The sequence below is a fragment of the Mesorhizobium loti genome (assembly GCF_013170705.1).
Lineage (GTDB): Bacteria > Pseudomonadota > Alphaproteobacteria > Rhizobiales > Rhizobiaceae > Mesorhizobium > Mesorhizobium loti_D.
This window is the reverse complement of sequence record NZ_CP033334.1, coordinates 1936257-1957852: the sequence shown is the minus strand read 5'-3', so window position 1 is coordinate 1957852 and position 21596 is coordinate 1936257. Positions and strand designations below refer to the sequence as shown.

Sequence of the window (21596 nt, the reverse complement as noted above, 5' to 3'; positions counted from 1 at the left end):
GCGGCGTCCTCGCGCCAAGGAGGCTTGAAATGACCAGAACTGAAGAGAATATCACCATGACCAGCGGTGAATTCGCCCATCTGGGCGAGGGCTCGGTCGCATATCTGCGCAAGGTCTCGAGCGACGACCTGCTCGGCCGCTTCCCGAACATCGGTGAAATCGCGCCCGGCTTGGAGCTGTGGGCGCTGTTTGCGGCCAACGGCCAGCCGATCCTGCTTTCAGATGCGCGTGACCGCGCACTGGCCGGCGCCATGGAAAACGACCTGACCACCGTCGCCATTCACTAAACCGGCTTTTCACCGGGGCGATTGGCTGGAACGAAAAGGGCCGCTCACGGCGGCCCTTGCAGATTGCATTCAAAATGGCTTCAGGCCGCGTGCGAGGCCTGCGTGTCCGACAAAAGCGCGTGGATTGCCGTGGCGTCGCGCGTCCCCCTGATCTTGGCGACCGTATCGGCGTCGCGCAGCACGCGGGCAATGCGCGACAGGGCCTTGAGATGATCCGCGCCCGCTCCTTCCGGCGCCAGGAGAAGAAACACCAGATCGACAGGCTGGTCATCCAGCGACTCGAAATCGACCGGCGTTTCCAGCCGGGCGAAGACACCGGCGATGCGCTTCACGCCGGCGAGCTTGCCGTGCGGAATGGCGATGCCGTTGCCGACGCCGGTCGAGCCCAACCGCTCGCGCTGCAGGATGGTGTCGAACACTTCCCGCTCCGGAATGCCCGAAATCGCCGCCGCCCGCTCGGACAGCAATTGCAGAAGCTGCTTCTTGGAGTTCGCCTTCAACGCCGGCAAAATCGCCGGAACGCTGATAAGATCGCTCAGATCCATGCTTGAAAATCCCTTGTTCGCCTGCCGTCGCCAGTCCCCACCCCTCGTGCGGCTGGCTTTTATCCCTGCGCGACCTTGGTCGTGGACGGGTCGATCCAGCCAATGTTTCCGTCGGGCCGGCGATAGACGATATTGAGATGATCGGTTCCGGCGTTGCGGAAAACGAACACCGGACTGTCCTTGGTATCGAGCTCGATAACCGCCGAGGCCACCGACATGGTCTTCAGCGTCATGGTCGATTCGGCGACGATGGCCGGCGCGAAATCCTCCGGGATTTCCTCGTCGTCATCGGCAAGCGGCGCCATCACCGTATAGGCGATATCGGTCAACTCACCATTGCCATTGCCTGAATTGTGAGATTTGAGACGGCGCTTGTAGCGCCGAAGCCGGGTCTCCAGCCGGTCGGCCGCGGCCTCGAAGGCGAGCGTCGGATCCTGGGCGTCGCCGGTAGCCTGCAGCGAGGCGCCCGAATCCAGCCTAATCATGCAATCCGCCGAATAGCGCGAGCCCGATTTGATGACGGTGACGTGTCCCGCAAAGCCGCGATCGAAATATTTGCCGATCGCTTCGCCGACACGATCGTTGATGCGCGTGCGGAACGCATCGCCGATATCCATGTGTTTTCCCGATATGCGCAGATTCATCTGAAAACTGACCTTCCTTGCTCAGGCTTCAAACTGGCCTGAGTTTATACTTGTGGTCCGTGCGCACAAGCTTTGCGGCGTCACTGGCGCCGATTTAAATCCGAACTTTCCGGTTGATCACAAGCCGCCTTTTTGACCGTCCCGAGGCCATTGTCGTGACGGACCATCCGCTAGCGGGCATCGGGCCCGTCTCATGCGGGCGGGCTTCTAGCCACTTCCCCCGGGCTTGTCAATGAAGCTCGAAAGCTGTGGAAAATCAGGAGGGCATGGAGCGGTTCATCGTTTCACGGAAACGCCGACCCACTCCACCACTTTGTCTCGACGCAATTCCTGTCGGAAAACCGCTTCACGCTTTTCCTGGAATTGCCTTAGCGGCCGGCGCTGGCGAGCGCCCGCTTTTCGCGCCGGCGCTGCACGGAAGACGGAATATTCATGCCCTCCCGGTACTTGGCGACCGTGCGCCGGGCGATATCGACGCCGCTTTCCCTGAGCATATCGACGATCGCGTCGTCGGACAGAACGTCGACGGGTTTCTCCTCGTCGATCAGCTGCTTGATGCGATCCCGCACTGCTTCCGAGGAATGCGCGTCGCCGCCGCCCGACGCGGCGATCGAGGCGGTGAAGAAATAGCGCAGTTCGAACACGCCGCGCGGGGTCAGCATGTATTTGTTGGCGGTGACGCGGCTGACGGTCGATTCGTGCATGCCGATGGCGTCGGCCACCGTGCGCAAATTGAGCGGCTTCAGCTGGCGCACGCCATGGACCAGGAACGCATCCTGCTGGCGCACGATTTCCGAGGCCACTTTGAGGATCGTCTTTGCCCGCTGATCGAGGCTGCGCGTCAGCCAGTTGGCATTTTGCAGGCACTCGGCCAGAAAATCCCTTTCCGCCTGGTTCTTCGCATGCGGCGACACCTGGGCGAAATAGATATGGTCGACCAGCACGCGCGGCAGTGTTTCGGCATTGAGTTCGACTGTCCAGCTGCCGTCATTGGCCGCGCGCACCTCGACATCGGCGACGATGGCGTCGCTCGCACCGCCCGAAAATGCCATGCCCGGGCGCGGATCGAGGGCCCGGATCTCGGCCAGCATGTCGAGCAGATCCTCCTCGTCGACGCCGCAGATCCGCTTCAGCGTCTGGAAATCGCGCCGCGCCAGGAGTTCCAGATTGGCGACCAGGGCCTTCATAGCGGGGTCGAGGCGGTCGCGCACCGCAAGCTGCAGCGAAAGACATTCGGCAAGGTCGCGGGCGAACAGTCCGGCCGGCTCGAAAGTCTGGCACACCGCCAGCACCTTGGCCACGCTCGCTGCATCAGTGCCCAGACGCGTGGCGATCTCCGCGAGATCGACCCTGACATAGCCGGTCTCGTCCAGGCCATCGGCGAGTTCGCCCGCGATCAGCCGGGCCGCGGGATCGGCAAAGGCGAGTGCCACCTGCTCGCCGACATGGTCGCGCAAGGTGATGGCGCTCGCCGCCATGTCGCCGGCGTCGAGCCCCTCGGACGAGGAGCCGCCGCCGCTGCCCGAAGCCGACTTCCATTGCGCCGTCAGGTCAGGCCCGAGCCGCTCGCTGGTGCCGGGATCGTCGGGAAACAGGTTTTCCAGCGACGTATCGAGCTTTTCCGAAATCGCCTCGGCGCTCCATCCCGCCTCCTTGTCGAACCAGTCGCCATCGGCGGCCGCTTGCGGCTCCACGTCGATCTTCTGCGCCTGGTCGCTCGCGGCGTCGTCCTGCGGCTCGGCGCGCTCCAGAAGCGGGTTGCGCTCGATTTCCTCGTCGATGAAGTGCTCGAGCTCGACATGGGTGAACTGCAGCAGCCGAATCGACTGCATCAGCTGCGGCGTCATCACCAGCGACTGCGACTGTCGGAGCTGTAGTTTCGCCGCCAACGCCATGGTTCGGTTTCAAACGCCTCCTCTACGCGTCAGGACTTCCGGAAATGAATTTCACGGCCGACCATAGAAACTGGCCCGGCTTTTGCTTGTCAAGGCAAAGCCTAGCAAAAGCCGCTTACCGGAGCGTTATGCCGGAGCAAAATTGCCGAAAATCAGGCTGTAACGCGCAAAAAATCGTGTCAGGAAACAAATTTCACGCCCAAGGCGATTCCGGAAAGAAAACCGCGTCAGGGCTTCCCGTCCCGAATTGTGCGGGAAAAGTCAGAGCGTAAAACCCTCACCGAGATAAAGCCGCCGCACATCCGGGTTCGCCACCACTTCGTCGGCGCGGCCATGGGTCAGCACCTGACCGGCGTGGATGATGTAGGCGCGGTCGATCAGACCAAGCGTCTCGCGGACATTATGGTCGGTGATGAGGACACCGATCCCGCGCGCCGTCAGGTGGCGAACCAGTTGCTGGATATCGGCGACGGCGATCGGATCGATGCCGGCAAAGGGCTCGTCGAGCAGCATGTAGGCCGGGCGCGTCGCCAGCGCACGCGCGATCTCCAGACGCCGCCTTTCGCCGCCGGAAAGCGACATGGATGGCGCCTTGCGCAGATGGCTGATGTGGAACTCCTCGAGCAGTTCGTCGAGATTGCGCTCGCGCACTTTGCGGTCCTTTTCGACCACTTCGAGCACGGCGCGGATATTCTGCTCGACGTTGAGGCCGCGGAAGATCGATGCTTCCTGCGGCAGATAGCCGATGCCGAGGCGCGCGCGGCGGTACATCGGCATCGAGGTGACGTCGAAGCCATCGATCTCGATCGTGCCTTCATCCACCGGCACAAGGCCGGTGACCATATAGAAACAGGTCGTCTTGCCGGCGCCGTTGGGACCGAGCAGCCCGACGGCTTCGCCGGCACGCACGCCAAGCGTGACGCCACTGACCACCTTGCGGCCCTTGTAGCTCTTGGTCAGGCCCTTGGCGATCAAGGTTCCCTTGAACTTCGTCTTGTCGACGGTGATCGTGGCAGGAGCCGAAACCTTGCCTGCGGCTCGTCCCGGAAGACGCGCCGTCAGCGATGACAGGCTGGCCATCAGGGGTTCGTCGCTCCGGATTTCGACGCATCCGACTTCGGCGGTGGCGTGATCGACATCTGGACACGTTGCCCAGCGCATGGATCAACCTGGGCCAGCCCGCTTTTCATCTGCACGGTGAGCTTGCAGCCCACCAGGACGTTGTCGTTCTGAGACAGAACGACTTTTTTGCCCGAAAGCACCAGCACCTGGCTCTTCATGTCGAAGCTGCCCTGATCGCCGGTCGCGACCTGCTGATCCGACTTGATGTAGACCTTGTCGGAAATCTCCAGATGGTCGATGTTGGCCGAGCCGGTCATCGCCGCGCCGGCGGCTTCCGTGCCCTTGGCCGCGGCATTGGGATCCTTGATGTAATAGACCATCATCTTGCCGGCCTTCATCAGCGTCGGCCCCTGGACGACGGTGACATTGCCCGTGAAGATGGCGACGTTTTCGGCCTGCCGGACTTCCAGCTTGTCGCTTTCGATCTGGATCGGCTTATCGCCCGCCAGTTTCAGGCCCGACACCTGACTGGTGGCACCGGACTGTGCCAGCGACGGCACGAGGCCCAGCAGGAGCAGCGCCGAAGTTGCGGCCGCAAGCCGTGTCGAACTATTGAGCCACATTCGCTTCTTCGCCCTTTGCCTCAGCCGCCTTCAGAGCGGCGGGATCGATGTTGACGCGCACCCTGTTCTCGAACACCAGGACCTTGCCATTGTCCTGGACCGTCAGGGAATTCGCTGTGATCTGTGACCCGCCACGGCTGACATCGACGGGATCATCCGTCTTCATAGTGCCTTTGCCCATGTCGAGGAAGACCGATTTGAACTTGGCTTGCATGCCGTCGGTCGTGGTGATCTCGACGTCGCTGCTCAACTTCATCGTGTTGCCTTCGCGATCGTAGGTACCGCGCGACGCTTTGACCGCCGCCACATTGTCGGGACCGACCGGCACTTTGGCGTCTATGCCCTCGAGCTCGATGATGCCTTGCGTGCTGACGTCCTGTATCGCCCGCAGGGCCGTCATGGAATAGGGCTGCTTTTGCTTGGTGAACCCGTTGAGCTTGGGATTGGCCATCACCAGCTTGCCGTTGGAAAAAGCGGTGCCGTCCGCCTGCACCGCGACGGAGACGGGTGCGGCCAGATAGGAATAGACCGGGAAGGCGACGGCGATCAGCGCCGCGGCCAGGGGCACGGCGAATTTGAGCACGCGCACGCGGCGCGAATGACGCTGGGCGCGGTCGAACGCCTCGCCCCGCGTCCAGCCATCCGCCGGGGGAGCCAACTCCATCTCGGGGCTGGTCGGTTCATTCGATCGCGCTAACATGACTGCTTTCTTCTAGACCCCTGCCGCCAGGGAGCACCGCCTATAGGTGGGGGGCCGGCGCCTTCAAGCAAGCACAAGCCCACGAAAACCGCAAAAATGTGACAACTGTGGTTGTACAAACGAAAACGAGGTCAGCACAACAACCGATACTTCATAGCAGAAATGCACGTCCTTGCGCCGTTTTTTCATCACTGCCGTCTCTCCCCTTACCTTGCGTCCCTGGCGCAGGCCAGTCACAAAACAGATAGCGTCGGGATTGCCGAAGACGGAACTGCTTCCCGATAAGGACATCATGGTCTAAAAGCGTCTCTTCCCGCCGACTGTGAGGCTGACCATGGCATTGAGAGCCGACGACCTGATCGACCGCCGCCGCTTGCGGCGCAAGCTGACATTCTGGCGAGTGGTGGCCATCGGCATCGTGGCACTCGGGGTGATTGCGCTGTCGGCCTGGCTCTACGGCGACGATCTCGGCGGCTCGGCCGTCGACCATATCGCCAAGGTGAGGATCGAAGGCACCATCACCGAGGACGAGGAACTGATCAAGCGGCTGGAGAACATCCGCGAGTCGTCGAAAGTGAAAGGCGTGATCCTTGCGATCGATTCACCCGGCGGCACCACCGTCGGTGGTGAATCGATCTACGAGGAAGTGCGCAAGCTGGCCGCCGACAAGCCGGTGGTGGCTGAAGTCGGCACGCTCGCGGCATCGGCGGGCTATATGATTGCCAGTGCGGCCGACCACATCGTAGCCCGCAAGACCTCGATCGTCGGCTCGATCGGCGTGCTGATCCAGTACCCTGACGTCAGCGGCCTGATGGACAAGCTCGGCGTCAAGCTGGAGGAAGTGAAATCCTCGCCGCTCAAGGCTTCCCCCTCTCCCTTCAAGCCGACCAATGACGACGAGCGCGCCATGGTCCGCAAGCTTATCCTCGACAGCTACGACTGGTTTGTCGGCATCGTCGCCGAGCGCCGCAAGATGACGCACGAACAGGCGCTGGCGCTCGCAGACGGATCGATCTTCACCGGCCGCCAGGGTGTTTCCAACGGATTGATCGACGCCGTCGGTGGCGAGGCCGAGGCGATCGACTGGCTGGAGACCAAGGGTGTCGACGCCAAGCTCAAGGTGGTCGAGTGGAAGGACACGGGACGGCGCGGCGGTTTCCTGTGGTCAAAAGCCATGGTGAAAACGATCGGCAGCGCCCTCGGCCTGCCTGATTACAGCGGTGACGTCATCCACGAACTTGGGGCCGACCGCTTGTTTCTTGACGGCCTCGTTTCCGTCTGGCACCCTTGAGCGCCGTTTGGAACAGCTGAAAAAGCCAATAAAATCATCCTCATAATTTTGACCGAACTGCTTTCACGGGGACCCGTCTGATGATCAAGTCCGAACTTGTGCAGATTATTGCCACGCGCAATCCGCATCTTTTCCTGCGCGACGTCGAAAACATCGTCGGCGCGATCTTCGATGAGATCACCGACGCCCTTGCCGAAGGCAACCGGGTGGAGCTGCGCGGCTTCGGTGCTTTTTCGGTGAAAAACCGCCCCGCCCGCACCGGCCGCAACCCGCGCACCGGCGAATCCGTCGAGGTCGAGGAGAAATGGGTGCCGTTCTTCAAGACCGGCAAGGAACTGCGCGAAAGGCTTAACGGCGGCAAGTAGGCGCGGCGTCAGCGCCAGAAGGCCTTGTCCGGCCCGCTTGCACGGAAGAAATCATGCTCAATCGCTTCATTCTCATCGTGGTCTTCGTGCCCCTGGCGATCATTCTGATCGCGCTTGCCGTCGCCAACCGCGAACTCGTCGCTTTCACGTTGGACCCGTTCAATCCCGGCAATCCGAAGCTGACGCTTACCTTGCCGCTGTTTATTTTCCTCTTCCTGGCGCTCGCCATCGGCATGATCGTCGGCAGCCTGGCAACCTGGGCCAAGCAGGGCCGCTACCGCAAGCTGGCGCGCCAGCGCGGCGTCGAGGCGGAAAACCTGCGCCAGGCGATCAGTCGCGCGCCGTCGGCAACACAGGGACCGATCCAGGGTTCGGCCCAAGGCTCGGCGCAAGGTTCGGCATTGCCAAAGCCGACCAATTGAGCGGCCTCCCGGCGCCTTTCTTTCCACGGAGCTTTTCATGCTGACCATTTCGGCCGCCGAGGTCGACCGTGCGCTGACCTTTCCCGGACTGGTCGAGACGTTGCGCGCTGCTTTCCGTGACGGGGCGGTACAACCCGTCAGGCATCATCACGCGGTCGAACGGCCCGACGGCGAGGCCTCGACCCTGCTGCTGATGCCGGCATGGACCGATTTCAACGCCGCCGGCACGTCTTCCGGTGGCCATATCGGCGTGAAGATCGTAACCGTCTCACCCGACAACAACGCCATCGGCAAACCCGCCGTGATGGGGCTCTATCTCCTGCTCAACGGCAGCACCGGCGAACCGGAAGCCTTGATCGACGGCCAGCGCCTGACTCAGTGGCGCACGGCTTGTGCTTCGGCACTGGCGGCGTCCTACCTCGCCCGCGACGATGCCTCGCGGCTGCTTGTGGTCGGTGCTGGCGCCCTGTCGCCGTTCCTCGCCAAGGCGCATTCGGCGGTGCGGCCGATAAAAACCATCCGCATCTGGAACCGCACCCCCGCCAATGCTGAAAAAGTCGCGACCGATTTGTGCGCCGAAGGCTTCGCCGCCAGCGCCGCGACCGACCTCGATGCCGAGCTTGGCCAGGCCGACATCGTCTCTTCGGCGACAATCACCACCACGCCGCTGATCAAGGGCGCGCAGCTGCGGCCTGGAACCCATGTCGACCTGGTCGGCGGCTTCACCCCGACAATGCGCGAAAGCGATGATGACGCGATCGCGCGTGCCCGGGTCTATGTCGACACCCGCGACGGCGCCACCAAGGAAGCCGGCGACATCGTCCAGCCACTGGCCTCCGGCCTGCTGAAGCCGGACGCCATCGTCGCCGATTTGCACGAACTGGCGCGCGGCCAGAGGAACGGCCGCACAACCGCTGACGAGATCACGCTGTTCAAGTCGGTTGGCGCGGCACTCGAGGACCTTGCCGCCGGTATAGCCGTTTATAACGCGCTGAAGGTCTAGCTCACCGTCCCCCGCATTTCGGCGCCCATCGCGTCGGCGATCAGACGAAAATCGTGATCGGTGATTTCGAACAGGCCAAAGCGCAGCTGATATCCCCAGTTCGCCTTGCCGGCGGTGAAGTCCAGCCGTTCGAGCAGCGGCTTGATCGGCGCTTCTTCAGCCGCCATCCACTCAACGTCGCGGCGGAACGGCGTGAAGCCGCCGCCCATTTCGCCTTGATAGGGCTCTCCTTCCCGCACGGTGCCGATTGCGGTGAAGGCCTGCAGGCCATCCTTTTCGCCCAGAACCGTGGTCGGCGAATAGTAGATGACACCATCGCCGGGCTTGACGCGACGCAACGGCGCTGCCTTGCCGTGGTTGACCTGCATGAAGCCGTCCTTGCGGCCGCGCCGGACATGTTCCGCCGACGCCACAGCGATCCAGTACGCCCTCATTTATGTGCCCCATCCGACAGCCAGTAGACACGCAGGCGGTGATTGTCGGGATCGAGCGCAACGAAAGTGCGGCCGAAATCCAAGTCGGTCGGCGCCTGCAGGATCTTCAGGCCCCGCCTCGACCAGTCGGCATGGGTCGCGTCGACCGCTTCCGGCGTCTCCAGTGCGAACACGATCTCGGCACCGCCGCCCGCCGCTTCTGCCGCCGGCTCCACGGTATGGCGCGACCAGAGGCCGAGCTTGAAGCCGTTGTCGAGCACGAACAGCACGAAGGTCGGCGCGCTTTCGACCGGCTCGCGACCAAGCAGCGCGCTGTAGAAGGCACCGCTCCGCAGCGGCTGGTCGACATAGAGGATGACGAAATTCGGCGTGGTCATGTGTACTCTCCGCGGTTCAGCGTTTCGATGCCCCGAACCTAGAATAGGCTACTGTCAGATTCTGGCAGTAGCCTTATGACCCACGCGGCTTGTCGAGCGTCGCCCGCCATTCCATGAGCAGCACCTGGCGGCGACGCGGATAGCGCGTATCGATGGGATTGAGCCCTGATATGCGATCGGCGCGGAAATGCCGGAAATCCTGCCGCATCTCGCACCACGCCACCACCACCCGCACTTTGTCGAAGAAACCGAGCGCGAACGGCCAGACGACGCGTTGCGAAGCCACACCGCCGGCATCGCGGTAGAGAAAGCCGAGTTTTCGCTCGTTGCGGATGGCCTGCCGCACCATGCCGAGATCGATGCCCTCCATGGCGTGTGCCGGCGGCCCGACCAGCAGGGTGGAGGCGTCGAGATCCTCACGCAGATCATCTGGCAGCACGGCCGCGATCTTGGCCAGCGCATTGGCGGCTGCGGCCGAGAGACGCTGGTCCGGCTGCTTGGCGACCCAGCGCGAGCCGAGCACGATCGCCTCGATCTCGTCGTCGCTAAACATCAGCGGCGGCAGCATGAAGCCGGGCTTGAGCACGTAGCCCAGGCCCGCTTCCCCCTCGATCGGCGCGCCCTGCCCCTGCAGCGTGGCGATGTCGCGGTAAAGCGTTCGAATGGAAATCCCGAGTTCATCGGCCAGCGTCTGTCCGCTCACCGGCCGGCGATGCCGGCGCAGGCACTGGATGAGGTCGAGGAGACGTTCGGAGCGGGACATCCAGCAGATTTGCCTGTTTCTTTGACATCGGTCTATCTCGGACCGACATGAACAGGAGAGGCGGCAGCTCCGGACTTGGTTGCGAAGCTGGTTGCCCTATGCCAAAAGCGGCACGCCGCTCGGAGATGCCCCCGCTTGAAGTCTTTTCGCGACAAACGCCGCGACAGCCGCCCGCCCGCCAAGGGCGGAACCGGAGAGGTACGTCCGCACGAGGCGCGTGGCGCGGCACGGCCGGACGCCAGGCCGCGCGAAGCGCGTGACGTGAAGCCGGATAGCCAACCCGCACCGAAATCGGCGCCGCGCATCCTCGCCCGTCGTGACGGCGTCCTGCCGGCCGAGCAGCTGCCGCTCATCCTCGAAGTGGCGCCGAATGCCGATTATGCACTGCTCGACAGCGGTGCCGGCCAGAAACTTGAACAATACGGCCCCTACCGCATCGTGCGGCCCGAGGGGCAGGCGATCTGGCAGAAGGCCCTGCCAGCCAGGGACTGGGAACGGGCCGACGCCATCTTCACCGGCGACACCGACGAGGAAGGCATCGGCCGCTGGCGCTTCCCCAGGACGCCGCTTGGCGAGACCTGGCCGATGAAGCATGATGGCATCGACTATCTCGGCCGTTTCACCTCGTTTCGCCATGTCGGCGTGTTTCCCGAACAGGCCTCGCACTGGGACCACATGGCCGGGTTGATCGCGGCGGCCAAGCGGCCGGTCAAGGTGCTGAACTTGTTCGGCTACACTGGCCTTGCCTCCTTGGTGGCGGCCCGCGCCGGCGCCGAGGTCACCCATGTCGATGCCTCGAAGAAGGCGATTGGCTGGGCACGTGAAAACCAGGAGATGGCCGGACTCGGCAGCAAGCCGATCCGCTGGATCGTCGACGACGCGGTGAAATTCGCCGAGCGCGAGGAGCGCCGCGGCAGCCGCTACGACATCGTGCTTTTCGATCCGCCAGCCTATGGCCGCGGCCCCAAGGGCGAGGTCTGGCAATTGTTCGAGGATCTGCCGGCGCTCACCGACCTTTGCCGCGCGATCCTGACGCCGAAGCCGCTTGCCGTGGTACTGACCGCTTATTCGATCCGCGCCTCCTTCTTCGCCATCCACGCTTTGATGCGCGACACGTTTGCCGGCATGGGCGGCAAGGTCGAATCGGGCGAGTTGATCATCCGCGAAAAGTCCGCCGGCAGGGCGCTTTCGACCTCACTGTTTTCGCGTTGGGTGGCCTGAATGCCCCGGAGTCCTGAATGAACGAGCGGCACGCAGGCGCACCCGGCCAGGTGAAGGAAGTCACCAGCCTCGCCAACCCGCTGATCAAGGACATCAAGGCGCTCGCCCTGAAGAAATTCCGCGACCAGCAGAACGCCTTCATGGCCGAGGGGCTGAAGCTGGTCATCGATGCGCTCGACCTTGGCTGGCAGATCAGGACGCTTGTGTTCGCCAAGGCAGGGCGCGGCAATGCGGCCGTGGAAAAGGTCGCGGCACGTACGGTTGCCGCCGGCGGCACAGTGCTCGAAGTGTCGGAAAAGGTGCTTGTCGCCATCACCCGCCGCGACAATCCGCAAATGGTGGTCGGCGTCTTCTCGCAGAAATTCCTGGCCCTGAAGGACATCCGCGCCGACAATGGCGACGTCTGGGTGGCGCTCGACAGGGTGCGCGATCCCGGTAATCTCGGCACCGTCATCCGCACCGTCGACGCCGTCGGCGCCAAGGGCATCATCCTGGTCGGCGACACCACCGATCCGTTTTCCGTGGAAACGGTGCGCGCCACCATGGGCTCCATTTTCGCCGTGCCGGTGGCCAAGGCGACGACAGAGGCTTTCCTGGCCTGGCGCGGCGGGTTTTCAGGCCTCGTCGCCGGCACGCACCTGAAGGGTGCCGTCGATTACCGCTCGGTCGATTTTTCCCGTGGGCCGGTTCTGCTGATGATGGGCAATGAGCAGCAGGGCCTGCCCGAAAACCTGGCGGCGAGCTGCGACCGATTGCTCAGGATCCCGCAAGCGGGCCGTGCCGATTCGCTCAATCTAGCCGTCGCCACCGGCATCATGCTGTTCGAGATCAGGCGCGGCGCGCTGAAGCTCGAGCCGACCGCCGACCAGCAATGAAGGTTGCCAGCCCGTGAGATCATGGTCCCCCTACGCGATGCTCGTCGTCGCGGCCATAGCGCTCGATCAATGGATAAAGCATCTGGTCGAGACCGGCCTGCCGTTTCAGGAAAAGGTCGATCTGGTGCCGTTCCTGGCGCTGTTTCGCACCTACAACACCGGCATCGCCTTCTCGATGTTTTCCTCCTTCGGCGACACCGGCCTGGTGGTCATCGCCGTGCTGGTCGTTGCCTTCGTGCTCTGTCTCGCCACCCGCACGCCATCGGCCCATGTCATCGCCCGCACCGGCTTCGCCCTGATCATCGGCGGCGCGCTGGGCAATCTGATCGACCGCGCCGTCTACGGCCACGTCATCGATTACATCCTGTTTCACACGCCGGTCTGGTCGTTTGCCGTCTTCAATCTCGCCGACGCCTTCATTTCCGTGGGCGCGGCACTGGTCGTCTTCGACGAACTCATCGGTTGGCGGCGCGAGCCCAAGCCTTCGAACGCCAAGCCCTCCAAAGATTGACCCCGCGCGGCCATCGCCGCACAGTCCCAGACCGACAAGCAAGCTCGCGGAGAAAAAGATGTCCGAAACCTTCAAAGCCATCCTGATTTCGCGCGACGCCGACAAGAAACAGTCGGTCGCCGTGACGGATCTCACCGAAGCCGACCTGATGGAGGGCGACGTCACCGTCGCGGTCGAGGCGACGACGGTGAACTACAAGGACGGGTTGGCCATCACCGGAAAGGCGCCGGTGGTCCGCCGCTGGCCCCTGGTGCCGGGCATAGATCTTGCCGGAACAGTGATTTCGTCCTCCAATCCAGACTGGCGCAAGGGAGACAAGGTCATCCTCAACGGCTGGGGCGTCGGCGAAACGCATTTCGGCGCCTATGCCGGGCGCGCCCGCGTCAAGGGCGACTGGTTGGTGCCGTTGCCGGATGGCCTCAGCGCGCACGACGCGATGGCGGTCGGCACCGCCGGTTATACCGCCATGCTTTGCGTCATGGCGCTGGAGCGGCACGGCATCCTTCCCGACCGCGGCCCGGTCGTGGTGACGGGTGCCGCCGGCGGCGTTGGTTCGGTCGCGGTCTCCATCCTGTCCAGCCTCGGTTACCATGTCATTGCATCGACCGGCCGCAACGCCGAAAGCCCTTATCTGATCAACCTCGGCGCCGCCGAGGTGATTTCGCGCGACGAGCTCAGCCAGCCCGCCAAGCCGCTGGCCAAGGAGCGCTGGGCCGGCGGCATCGATTCGGTCGGCAGCCATACGCTGGCCAACGTCCTGTCGATGACCTCCTATGGCGGCGCCGTGGCGGCCTGCGGCCTAGCCGGCGGCATGGATCTGCCGTCGAGCGTCGCCCCCTTCATCCTGCGCGGCGTCTCGCTGCTTGGCATCGATTCGGTGATGGCGCCGAAGGCCGTGCGCCTCGAGGCCTGGCGCCGTATTGGCTCCGATCTCGACCTGCGGAAGCTTGCCAGCCTGTCCACGACCATCGGCTTCGACGGCATCGTCGAGACGGCACGCGACATCGTCGACGGCAAGATCCGCGGACGCGTCGTCGTCGACATGTAACGTCCTCGCGGATCAGTGGACTGAATTGCCAGATCCGGTGGCGAATCCGCCGCCACCAGGACAAAAACGCCCTATCCGCTAAAATTCGAACGATCCGCCGCAATTTTCCATAATCTCTGTCTGGCAAGGGTTTCGCATGATCGCGGAATCCGACAGCCGGCAGGCAAGCAAGGGCGACGACGTCGATGCGGTGGCCGCGCCGACGGCGGCGCGGCGCTTTATCGCCGCGCCGCCGCTGGTGCCCGAGCAGCGATTGGCCAGGCGCGAAGGACTGCCGCTGCTCACCTTCGTTGCCATCATTATACTGGCGGGCATTGCGCATCTGACCGGGGCGCCGATCTTCATCAGCCTCGCATTGCTGGCAACCGGCCTCGCCGGCCTTGCGCTGCATCTGCACGCCAGACGCAGCGTCCATCGCACCGCGGTGCTGCTGGACGAGACCACCGCGCGCAGCCGCGCCGAGATCGAGACGCTGGCCGACCGCATGTGGGAGATGCAGGAAAGCGAGGAGCGCTTTCGCGGTCTCATCGACGCGCTTGGCGATCTCGTCATCCATCGCGATCGCGACGGCAATATCGTCTATGCCAACAAGGTGTTCGCCGATCTCGTCGGAGCGGATCACCGCGACCTTGCCGGCAAGACCCTGGCCGAACTCGGCATCGAGGTCGGCATCGTTCCCGATGCCGCCTTTTCCGATCACGAGTGCCTGAGTTCCACCGATGTCGCCATCCGCACGCCGGGCGGCCCGCGCTGGTTCTCGTGGATCGAACTGTCGGTGCGCGACAAGGACAGCGGCGCGGCCTCGCATCGCGCCATCGCCCGCGACATCACAGCCCGCAAGCGCGCCGAATCCTCGCTGATCACAGCGCGCGAAAGAGCCGAATTCGCAAGCCAGGCGAAATCGCGCTTTCTCGCCACCGTCAGCCATGAAATCCGCACGCCGATGAACGGCATCATGGGCATGGCCAGGCTGCTCGCCGACACCAGCCTGTCGCCGGAGCAGCAGACCTATGTCGGCGCCATCTCGACCTCGGCCAGCGCCTTGCTCGCCCTGATCGAGGATCTGCTCGACTATTCCAAGATCGAGGCCGGTCGCTTCGATCCGGAACCGCAGCCGATGTCGGTGCGCGAGATCGCCGACAACATTATCGAATTGCTCGCCGCGCGCGCCTTCGCCAAGGATATCGGCCTCGGCTGCCATGTCGAGCCGGATGTCCCGCAGATGATCACCGCCGACCCGGGCCGGGTCAGGCAGGTGTTGCTCAACCTCATCGGCAACGCCATCAAGTTCACCGACAGCGGCGGCGTCCTGGTCAGCGTCGCGCGCGCCCGCACCGAGACCAGTGATCGCATCTGCTTCACCATCGCCGACACTGGTCCCGGCCTGCGCGACGAGGACATGGAGCGCATTTTCGAGGAGTTCGAGCAGGCCGACGGCACCTCGACGCGCACGCATGGCGGGGCGGGACTGGGACTTGCCATCTCCAAGCGCCTGGTGACTGCCATGGGCGGCACGATTTCGGTCTCCAGCCGGCTTGGCCAAGGGTCGGAATTCGTCTTCGAAATCCCGGCCACGGAGGCCACCGAGGCACCGCAGGGCCGGCAGAATGCGCTTGCCGGCAGGCACGCGGTGATCCTGTCCAGGAACGCCGTCGAGGCCGACGCCATCGCCCGCACCATCCGCGCCAATGGCGGTACGGCCGGTATCGCCGCCACCGCGGCGCAGGCCGCGTCCCTGGCCAACGGCTGTGACGTGCTCCTGGTCGACGCGGCCATGGAAGAAAGCGACGGGAGGCTGCTCAAGCGGCTGCGCCTAAGCGGCTTTTCCGATTGCGAAGCCGTCACGCTGATAGCGCCGACGGACCGCGGCATGCTTGGCGAGTTCCGCGCCAGCGGCTACGCGACGTTCCTTGCCCGGCCGGTGCGCGGGGGAACACTTCTGCGTGTCCTTTTGACCAGCCATGCGCCGGCGCTAGCGCAGCCGCAGCCGGAAAAGCGCCGCGCCCCGGCGCTTCGCACGTCGACTGGCCGACAGCAGGGCCTGTCCGTGCTGATCGCCGAGGACAACGACATCAATGCCATGCTGGCCCGCGCCACGCTGTTGAAGGCGGGACACCGCGTCAAGGTGGTCGGCAATGGCAAGGCCGCCGTCGAGGCCGTCACCAGCGCCGGGCACAAGCATCGCTTCGACGTGGTGCTGATGGACCTCCACATGCCGATCATGGATGGGCTGGACGCGATCGCCGCGATACGCCGCCACGAGGAGGAAACGTCGGTCCCGCCGGTGCCGATCATGGTGCTGTCGGCCGACAGCCAGGAAAAGACCCGCCATGCGGTGCTCGCCCACGGCGCCAGCGGCTTCGTCACCAAGCCGCTCGACCCCGATGCGCTGGTCAACGCCGTCGAGGGCCAGGTCGCCGCTTGAACCGGTTTTCTGGCGCGCGGCCAATGCATTTCAACCAAAAGTGACCCCTGGCTTTGCCGGCAGGACATGCATGAAAACAAGGAGCCTGGAGCGCATCGCCGCGCCCCGCGTGGGCGCGAGACGCTTCATGTTTTCTCATCTAGCGTAGCCGGTTGACCGTTTTCGCCAGCCGACGAAGTATTGCCCGCGACGCCGTATCACGGTACTGTCACAATCCTGTTGCACCTACACCGTATCCCCGTGCCAAGAGGGATGGCTCGAAGGAGAATCACTCGTGCATACAGTTATGCCGGAATGTGACACTCGGCCAAACGCCAGCAGCGCCTTGCTTGCCGGGCGTAATGTCGATTCCGTCATAAAAGGCGCGGCGCTCGGTCGTATCGGCAACCTCGAAGTGCGGCTCGCCCGCAACGAGGCCGAGATCGCGGCCGCGCAGGAAGTGCGCTACCGGGTATTTTACGACGAGCTTGGCGCCAGGAAGGACCTGTTCCAGGCGCAGGACCGTCGCGACGCCGATCGCTTCGATCCGCTCTGCGACCATCTTCTGGTGCTGGATACGACGCTTTCCGGCCCCGAACATCGCCGCATCGTCGGTACCTATCGCCTGCTGCGGCAAGAAATCGCGGCCACCGCCGGCGGCTTCTATTCCGAAGGCGAGTTCGAACTGACCAAGCTCATCGCCCGTCATCCCGGCCAGCGCTTTCTCGAGCTCGGCCGCTCCTGCGTTTTGCCGCAATACCGCTCGAAGCGCACCATCGAGGCGCTGTGGCAAGGCATCTGGGCCTACATCAACCACTACGAAATCGGCGTGATGACCGGCTGCGCTTCCTTCCATGGCACCGTGCCGGCCGCTCACGCGGAGGCGCTCACCTATCTCGCCCATCACTGCCGCACCAACTCCGCCTGGGACGTGCGCGCGGTTTCCGATCGCTACTGCTCCATGGATTTGATGCCGATCGAGGCGGTCAACGCCAAGGCGGCGATCGCGGCGATGCCGCCTCTGGTCAAGGGCTATCTGAGGGTCGGCGCCCGCATCGGCGACGGCTGCGTCATCGACCGTGAATTCTCGACGGTCGACGTGTTCGTGGTGATGCCGGTCAAGGAGATCGGCGCCCGCTACGTCAACTACTATGGCGGGGAAGCGCAGCGTTTCGCGGCTTGAAGCGAGTACGCCGCGACATCACGGACTGCCTGTTGACCACTGACTATTTCCTGCTCACTCACGGAATATCCTCCGGCCGCCTTCCCGGCCGGCTCCTGTACGACGGAAACGACCAGCCAAAACGCAGCGCGCCACCGCGCACGGCGAGCGCCACGACGAAGCCGGCCAACCCCGAGACAATCTGCGGCAATCCGGCGACATCGCCCAGAGTGAAGATGGCGGCGCCGGCCAGGGCCGCCGTGACGTAGATTTCCGGCCGCAGCAGCACGGAAGGCTCACCGGCCAGGAGATCGCGCAATATGCCGCCAAAGGTCGCGGTCAGCATGCCGGTGATGATCGAAACCACGGGCGAACCGGTGATTGCGAGGCCCCTTGCCGCGCCCATCACCGAAAAGGCGGCCAGCCCGATGGCGTCGAGCCACAGCAACAGCTTGTAACGGGATTCGACACGGTGCCCGGTGAAGAAGACCAGGACCGCAACGACAGCGCAGATGAGCACATAGTCGCGGTTTCCCACCCAGAACACCGGCACATTGAGGATGAGGTCGCGAAACGTGCCGCCGCCAATACCGGTGACGCTGGCCAGGAACAGGAAACCGATGATGTCGAGTTGCTTGCGCGACGCAGCCAACGCCCCGGTCGCCGCGAAAACGGCAACGCCGGCATAGTCGAGAAGGGCGATGGGATGCATGGCTAAGGCAGTAGGGGAGTAAGGAAATGGGGCAGTATCTATTATAGATAACACGAAGCCAGGCGATTGATACGGCTCTCAGTGTTCCCTACTGCCCTACTGCCCTACTGCCCTATCAAGCATCCTTCTCCGCCTGCTCATTCACCGGCCCCGGCTCGACCGGCGCCTCGGCGGCGATTTTCGGGCCGCCCTTGGCGACGCCGACCATGGCCGGGCGAAGCACCCGTTCGCCGATCGAATAGCCCGGCTGCACAACCTGGACCACCGTGTTGGCCGGAACGTCGGGATTGGGCACTTCGAACATTGCCTGGTGGAAATTGGGGTCGAACTTCTCGCCTTCCGGCGCGAGTTTCTTGACCCCGTGCCGTTCCAGCGCCGACAGCATGGCGCGCTCGGTCAGGTCGACGCCCTCGATGAGCGCCTTGAAGCCGGCATCACCCGACGCCTTGGCCTCGGCGGGAATGGCGTCTAGTGCGCGGCGCAGATTGTCCGACACCGACAACATGTCGCGGGCAAAATTCGCAACCGCATAGGTGCGCGCGTCGTGCACGTCGCGTGCGGTGCGGCGGCGCAGGTTCTCCATCTCGGCCGCGACGCGCAGCGCGCGGTCCTTCAGCTCTTCATTTTCCTTCAGCAGCCGCACAAGCGCTTCATAATCGCCGTCGATACTGCCTTCCGTGCGCTCGGCATTGGCCTCTGCCGCCTCGACTTCACTGGGCGCGCGTTCGTCTTTTGCCTGGTCGCTCATCGCCGTTTCCCGTCATCTCGAATGGTATGGATTTTGTGCCCGATATCGAGGTTTGGCGGCCAAAAATCAAGGGGTAAGCCACCGGACCGGCCTGAACCGCGACCAATGGCGTTACTTTGATTTTAATTCAAACTTTACCTTACCTGCCGGCTTCGCTTGCCACGGAAGCGTGATGCGGGAACCATTCCCTTGCTGGAGGAGTTTCGAAGCCGACACAGGATTTTGAAAATGATGACTCGCGACAAGGCAGAAAAAGGAGAAAAGCTCGCCACCGAAGTCAGGCGCCAGTTCGGTGCCGAGGCGATGACACGCTTTCTGCGCACCTTGCCGGCTTTCCGCGCCGAGGCCGACATTCCCACCCGGTTCAGCGAGTTGCTTGACCGGCTGGACCGGGTGGAGAGAAACAGCCTTGGTGACGGCCGCCGATAGCCATCTGGCAGGCTTCGCTGCATTGCGGAATTCGGAAGACCAGGCCGGGATGGCCTGTCGCGCGACAATTACACACAGTAATTTCGCGTGATTGCCATCTTGCGGGAGGGCAGCACCTCCGCCTATGCTTCCTGATGAACATGATTTCTCCTGACGCGGCCGCCAACAGCAAGCGAGCCTGGCTGAAGATCCTGGCACGCTACAAGAAGCCGGACCGGCGGCGCAGCGCCATAGAACTCGCGATCACCCTCATTCCTTTCGCCACGCTCTGGGCCATGTCCGCGGCCGCTTATGCCTACGGCCATTGGTGGGGGCTGATCCTGATCCTTCCGGCGGCCGGGTTCCTGGTGCGCATCTTCATGATCCAGCATGATTGCGGCCATGGGTCCTTCTTTGCCAACCGCTATGCCGACGACTGGATCGGCCGCGCGCTCGGCGTCCTGACGCTGACTCCATACGATTGCTGGCGGCGCGCCCACGCGACCCATCATGCCAGCGCCGGCAATCTCGACGAGCGCGGCATGGGCGACATCCTGACGCTGACCGTTGCCGAATACCGCCGATTGTCCTGGCGCGGGCGCCTTGGCTATCGTCTCTATCGCCACCCGCTGGTGATGTTCGGTCTGGGACCGATCTGGCTGTTCATCTTTTCGCAAAGGCTGCCCGTCGGCATGATGCGCGGCGGCTTGACGCCCTGGGTATCATCCATGACCACCAATCTCGCCATCACGCTTGCGTCGGCCCTGCTTATCTGGGCCGTCGGCCCCGGTGCGTTCCTGGTGGTCCATCTGCCGATCGTCGTTCTCGCCGGCTCGGCCGGCATCTGGCTGTTCTATGTCCAGCACCAGTTCGAGGAGACGCAATGGGCAAAGGATGACGATTGGGAATTCCAGCATGCCGCCCTGCATGGCTCGTCCTATTACGACCTGCCGCCGGTGCTGAACTGGTTCACCGGCAATATCGGCGTCCACCACGTCCATCACCTCTCCGCCAAGGTGCCTGGCTACCGGCTGCAGGAAGTGTTGCGGGATTATCCGGAACTGCGCGGCATTGGCCGCGTCACTCTGCTCGACAGCCTGCGCTGCGTCAAACTGGCATTGTGGGACGAAAACCGCCGCAAGCTGGTGTCGTTCGGTGAGGCACGAGCCTCGGCCTAGGCAATTCCAGGAAAAGTGTGAAACGGTTTTCCTGGGGAGGCGCGTGGCCGCTTTCCCCAGGGAATTGCGTCAAAACCAGAAAATAGCAAGACCGCCACGCGATGATGCGCGGCGGCCGTTTCCCTGTTCATGCTGCTTGGCGCTCATTGCGCATCAGGATCTCGCCGTGGCGGATCTCGGTGCCCAGCACCTTCAGGCACTCCCGGATGAAGTTGGACAGACCCGGCCAGCCCTTGGCTGAAACGAGATTGCCATCGACATGGGCACCGGTCGGCGCGACATCGATGTAGATGCCCCCCGCCAACATTACCTCCGGCTCGCAATAGTGCAGTGCCGCGACTTCCCTGCCCCGGACCACACCGTCGACAGCAATCAGGATCTGTACGCCATGGCAGATGGTGAAGATCGGCTTGCCGGCCTCGTGGAAATGCCGCACCAGCGCCTGCACGCGCTTGTCGATGCGGATGTATTCGGGACCGCGTCCTCCCGCTGCGTAGACGGCGTCGTACTTGGCCGGATCCACCTCGGAGAACGTCTTGTTGAGGATGTAGTCGTGGCCGGGCTTTTCCGTGTAGGTCTGGTGGCCTTCGAAGTCATGCAGCGAGGTCTTCAGCACATCGCCGGCCTTCTTGTCCGGGCAGACGACATGCACTGTGTGGCCGACGGCATGCATGGCCTGTTCAAAGACGAAGATCTCGTACTCCTCGCTGAACTCGCCAACGAGCATCAATATTTTCTTGCCAGCCATTCCCGGTTCCTCCCTTGTGGCCTTATTTATTTCGGGTCATGAAATAATAGCTTATCCTAAGGGCAGGACGACAAAAGGAAAAGCGCAAATCGCACAATTGGTACGACCAGTTTTCTTCCCGGAGGGCGGAGCAAGCCCTTCATGGCACACGAAAACAGTATCCCGGGTCG

The 21596-nt window shown here is 63.4% G+C and carries 25 protein-coding genes; 13 read left to right on the top strand and 12 right to left on the bottom strand.

Going from position 1 to position 21596, the window contains the following annotated elements; genetic code table 11:
* The first annotated feature begins 29 nt into the window (after positions 1-29).
* Positions 30-287 carry a DUF1150 family protein gene (locus EB815_RS09570; protein WP_056577953.1) on the top strand — a complete coding sequence of 86 codons (258 nt, stop codon included), beginning with the start codon at positions 30-32 and terminating at the stop codon, positions 285-287.
* A gap of 80 nt (positions 288-367) precedes the next feature.
* Here EB815_RS09570 and ptsN read toward each other — a convergent pair whose 3' ends face one another.
* From ptsN to lptC, 6 genes are all read right to left on the bottom strand, one after another.
* Entirely contained in the window at positions 368-832 is a 465-nt protein-coding gene (gene ptsN, locus EB815_RS09565; RefSeq protein WP_010911486.1) for a PTS IIA-like nitrogen regulatory protein PtsN, read from the bottom strand.
* Between the two features lie 59 nt (positions 833-891).
* The gene (gene hpf, locus EB815_RS09560) at positions 892-1476 is read right to left on the bottom strand and encodes a ribosome hibernation-promoting factor, HPF/YfiA family (RefSeq protein WP_027043252.1); all 585 of its coding nucleotides are present in this window, start codon (positions 1474-1476) and stop codon (positions 892-894) included.
* A 368-nt stretch (positions 1477-1844) separates the two neighbouring features.
* The gene (gene rpoN / locus EB815_RS09555) at positions 1845-3371 is read right to left on the bottom strand and encodes an RNA polymerase factor sigma-54 (protein ID WP_056577778.1); all 1527 of its coding nucleotides are present in this window, start codon (positions 3369-3371) and stop codon (positions 1845-1847) included.
* 261 nt (positions 3372-3632) lie between these two features.
* The gene (gene lptB, locus EB815_RS09550) at positions 3633-4451 is read right to left on the bottom strand and encodes an LPS export ABC transporter ATP-binding protein (protein WP_056577780.1); all 819 of its coding nucleotides are present in this window, start codon (positions 4449-4451) and stop codon (positions 3633-3635) included.
* A complete protein-coding gene (locus EB815_RS09545) occupies positions 4451-5056 on the bottom strand; it encodes an LptA/OstA family protein (RefSeq protein ID WP_056577782.1) in 606 nt (201 codons plus the stop codon). Before EB815_RS09545 ends, lptB begins: the two co-directional genes overlap by 1 nt.
* Positions 5043-5756: an LPS export ABC transporter periplasmic protein LptC gene (lptC, locus tag EB815_RS09540; RefSeq protein WP_056577784.1), complete on the bottom strand. Its 714-nt coding sequence runs from the start codon at positions 5754-5756 to the stop codon at positions 5043-5045. The genes EB815_RS09545 and lptC overlap by 14 nt, the downstream gene beginning before the upstream one ends.
* Positions 5757-6090: 334 nt before the next feature.
* Between lptC and sppA the strand changes: the two genes are divergently transcribed.
* The 4 genes from sppA (at position 6091) to EB815_RS09520 (ending at position 8837) form a co-directional block, all read left to right on the top strand.
* Positions 6091-7047: a signal peptide peptidase SppA gene (gene sppA, locus EB815_RS09535; protein ID WP_056577954.1), complete on the top strand. Its 957-nt coding sequence runs from the start codon at positions 6091-6093 to the stop codon at positions 7045-7047.
* Between the two features lie 80 nt (positions 7048-7127).
* Positions 7128-7412 carry an integration host factor subunit beta gene (locus EB815_RS09530; RefSeq protein WP_006200394.1) on the top strand — a complete coding sequence of 95 codons (285 nt, stop codon included), beginning with the start codon at positions 7128-7130 and terminating at the stop codon, positions 7410-7412.
* Positions 7413-7465: 53 nt separating this feature from the next.
* Positions 7466-7834, top strand: a complete 369-nt coding sequence (locus EB815_RS09525; RefSeq protein WP_056577786.1) for a hypothetical protein — start codon at positions 7466-7468, stop codon at positions 7832-7834.
* A gap of 37 nt (positions 7835-7871) precedes the next feature.
* Positions 7872-8837 (top strand): ornithine cyclodeaminase family protein, encoded by a 966-nt coding sequence (locus EB815_RS09520; protein ID WP_056577789.1) that lies wholly within the window; start codon positions 7872-7874, stop codon positions 8835-8837.
* Here EB815_RS09520 and EB815_RS09515 read toward each other — a convergent pair.
* The 3 genes from EB815_RS09515 to EB815_RS09505 form a co-directional block, all read right to left on the bottom strand.
* Positions 8834-9271, bottom strand: coding sequence for an EVE domain-containing protein (locus tag EB815_RS09515; protein ID WP_056577791.1), 438 nt, complete (start codon positions 9269-9271; stop codon positions 8834-8836). The two genes, EB815_RS09520 and EB815_RS09515, sit on opposite strands and share 4 nt — an antisense overlap.
* Complete coding sequence (locus EB815_RS09510; RefSeq protein WP_056577793.1) at positions 9268-9648, bottom strand: VOC family protein; 381 nt, start codon at positions 9646-9648, stop codon at positions 9268-9270. Before EB815_RS09510 ends, EB815_RS09515 begins: the two co-directional genes overlap by 4 nt.
* Before the next feature lie 73 nt (positions 9649-9721).
* Positions 9722-10411 carry a helix-turn-helix transcriptional regulator gene (locus tag EB815_RS09505; protein ID WP_056577795.1) on the bottom strand — a complete coding sequence of 230 codons (690 nt, stop codon included), beginning with the start codon at positions 10409-10411 and terminating at the stop codon, positions 9722-9724.
* Positions 10412-10546: 135 nt separating this feature from the next.
* Here EB815_RS09505 and EB815_RS09500 point away from each other — a divergent pair, with 135 nt between their 5' ends.
* The 6 genes from EB815_RS09500 (at position 10547) to EB815_RS09475 (ending at position 17653) form a co-directional block, all read left to right on the top strand.
* Positions 10547-11632, top strand: coding sequence for a class I SAM-dependent rRNA methyltransferase (locus EB815_RS09500; RefSeq protein ID WP_056577797.1), 1086 nt, complete (start codon positions 10547-10549; stop codon positions 11630-11632).
* Positions 11633-11649: 17 nt separating this feature from the next.
* The gene (locus EB815_RS09495) at positions 11650-12507 is read left to right on the top strand and encodes a TrmH family RNA methyltransferase (protein ID WP_056577799.1); all 858 of its coding nucleotides are present in this window, start codon (positions 11650-11652) and stop codon (positions 12505-12507) included.
* Positions 12508-12520: 13 nt separating this feature from the next.
* Complete coding sequence (gene lspA, locus EB815_RS09490) at positions 12521-13018, top strand: signal peptidase II (protein ID WP_056577801.1); 498 nt, start codon at positions 12521-12523, stop codon at positions 13016-13018.
* 58 nt (positions 13019-13076) lie between these two features.
* Positions 13077-14066, top strand: a complete 990-nt coding sequence (locus tag EB815_RS09485; RefSeq protein ID WP_056577803.1) for an MDR family oxidoreductase — start codon at positions 13077-13079, stop codon at positions 14064-14066.
* 136 nt (positions 14067-14202) lie between these two features.
* Positions 14203-16491 (top strand): hybrid sensor histidine kinase/response regulator, encoded by a 2289-nt coding sequence (locus EB815_RS09480; RefSeq protein WP_056577805.1) that lies wholly within the window; start codon positions 14203-14205, stop codon positions 16489-16491.
* Positions 16492-16777: 286 nt separating this feature from the next.
* Entirely contained in the window at positions 16778-17653 is an 876-nt protein-coding gene (locus EB815_RS09475; RefSeq protein ID WP_056577807.1) for a GNAT family N-acetyltransferase, read from the top strand.
* A 58-nt stretch (positions 17654-17711) separates the two neighbouring features.
* On the opposite strand, the gene EB815_RS09470 is transcribed toward EB815_RS09475, so the two are convergent.
* Positions 17712-18344, bottom strand: a complete 633-nt coding sequence (locus EB815_RS09470; protein ID WP_056577809.1) for a trimeric intracellular cation channel family protein — start codon at positions 18342-18344, stop codon at positions 17712-17714.
* A gap of 115 nt (positions 18345-18459) precedes the next feature.
* The gene (gene grpE / locus EB815_RS09465) at positions 18460-19092 is read right to left on the bottom strand and encodes a nucleotide exchange factor GrpE (protein ID WP_056577811.1); all 633 of its coding nucleotides are present in this window, start codon (positions 19090-19092) and stop codon (positions 18460-18462) included.
* Positions 19093-19320: 228 nt separating this feature from the next.
* On the opposite strand from grpE, the gene EB815_RS09460 reads away from it, so the two are divergent.
* Together EB815_RS09460 and EB815_RS09455 are read left to right on the top strand one after the other, a co-directional pair.
* A complete protein-coding gene (locus EB815_RS09460; RefSeq protein WP_056577812.1) occupies positions 19321-19521 on the top strand; it encodes a hypothetical protein in 201 nt (66 codons plus the stop codon).
* A 134-nt stretch (positions 19522-19655) separates the two neighbouring features.
* On the top strand, positions 19656-20678 hold the full coding sequence (locus EB815_RS09455; RefSeq protein WP_056577814.1) for a fatty acid desaturase: 1023 nt from the start codon (positions 19656-19658) through the stop codon (positions 20676-20678).
* 127 nt (positions 20679-20805) lie between these two features.
* Here EB815_RS09455 and EB815_RS09450 read toward each other — a convergent pair whose 3' ends face one another.
* Positions 20806-21426: a DJ-1/PfpI family protein gene (locus tag EB815_RS09450; protein WP_056577817.1), complete on the bottom strand. Its 621-nt coding sequence runs from the start codon at positions 21424-21426 to the stop codon at positions 20806-20808.
* Between the last annotated feature and the right edge of the window lie 170 nt (positions 21427-21596).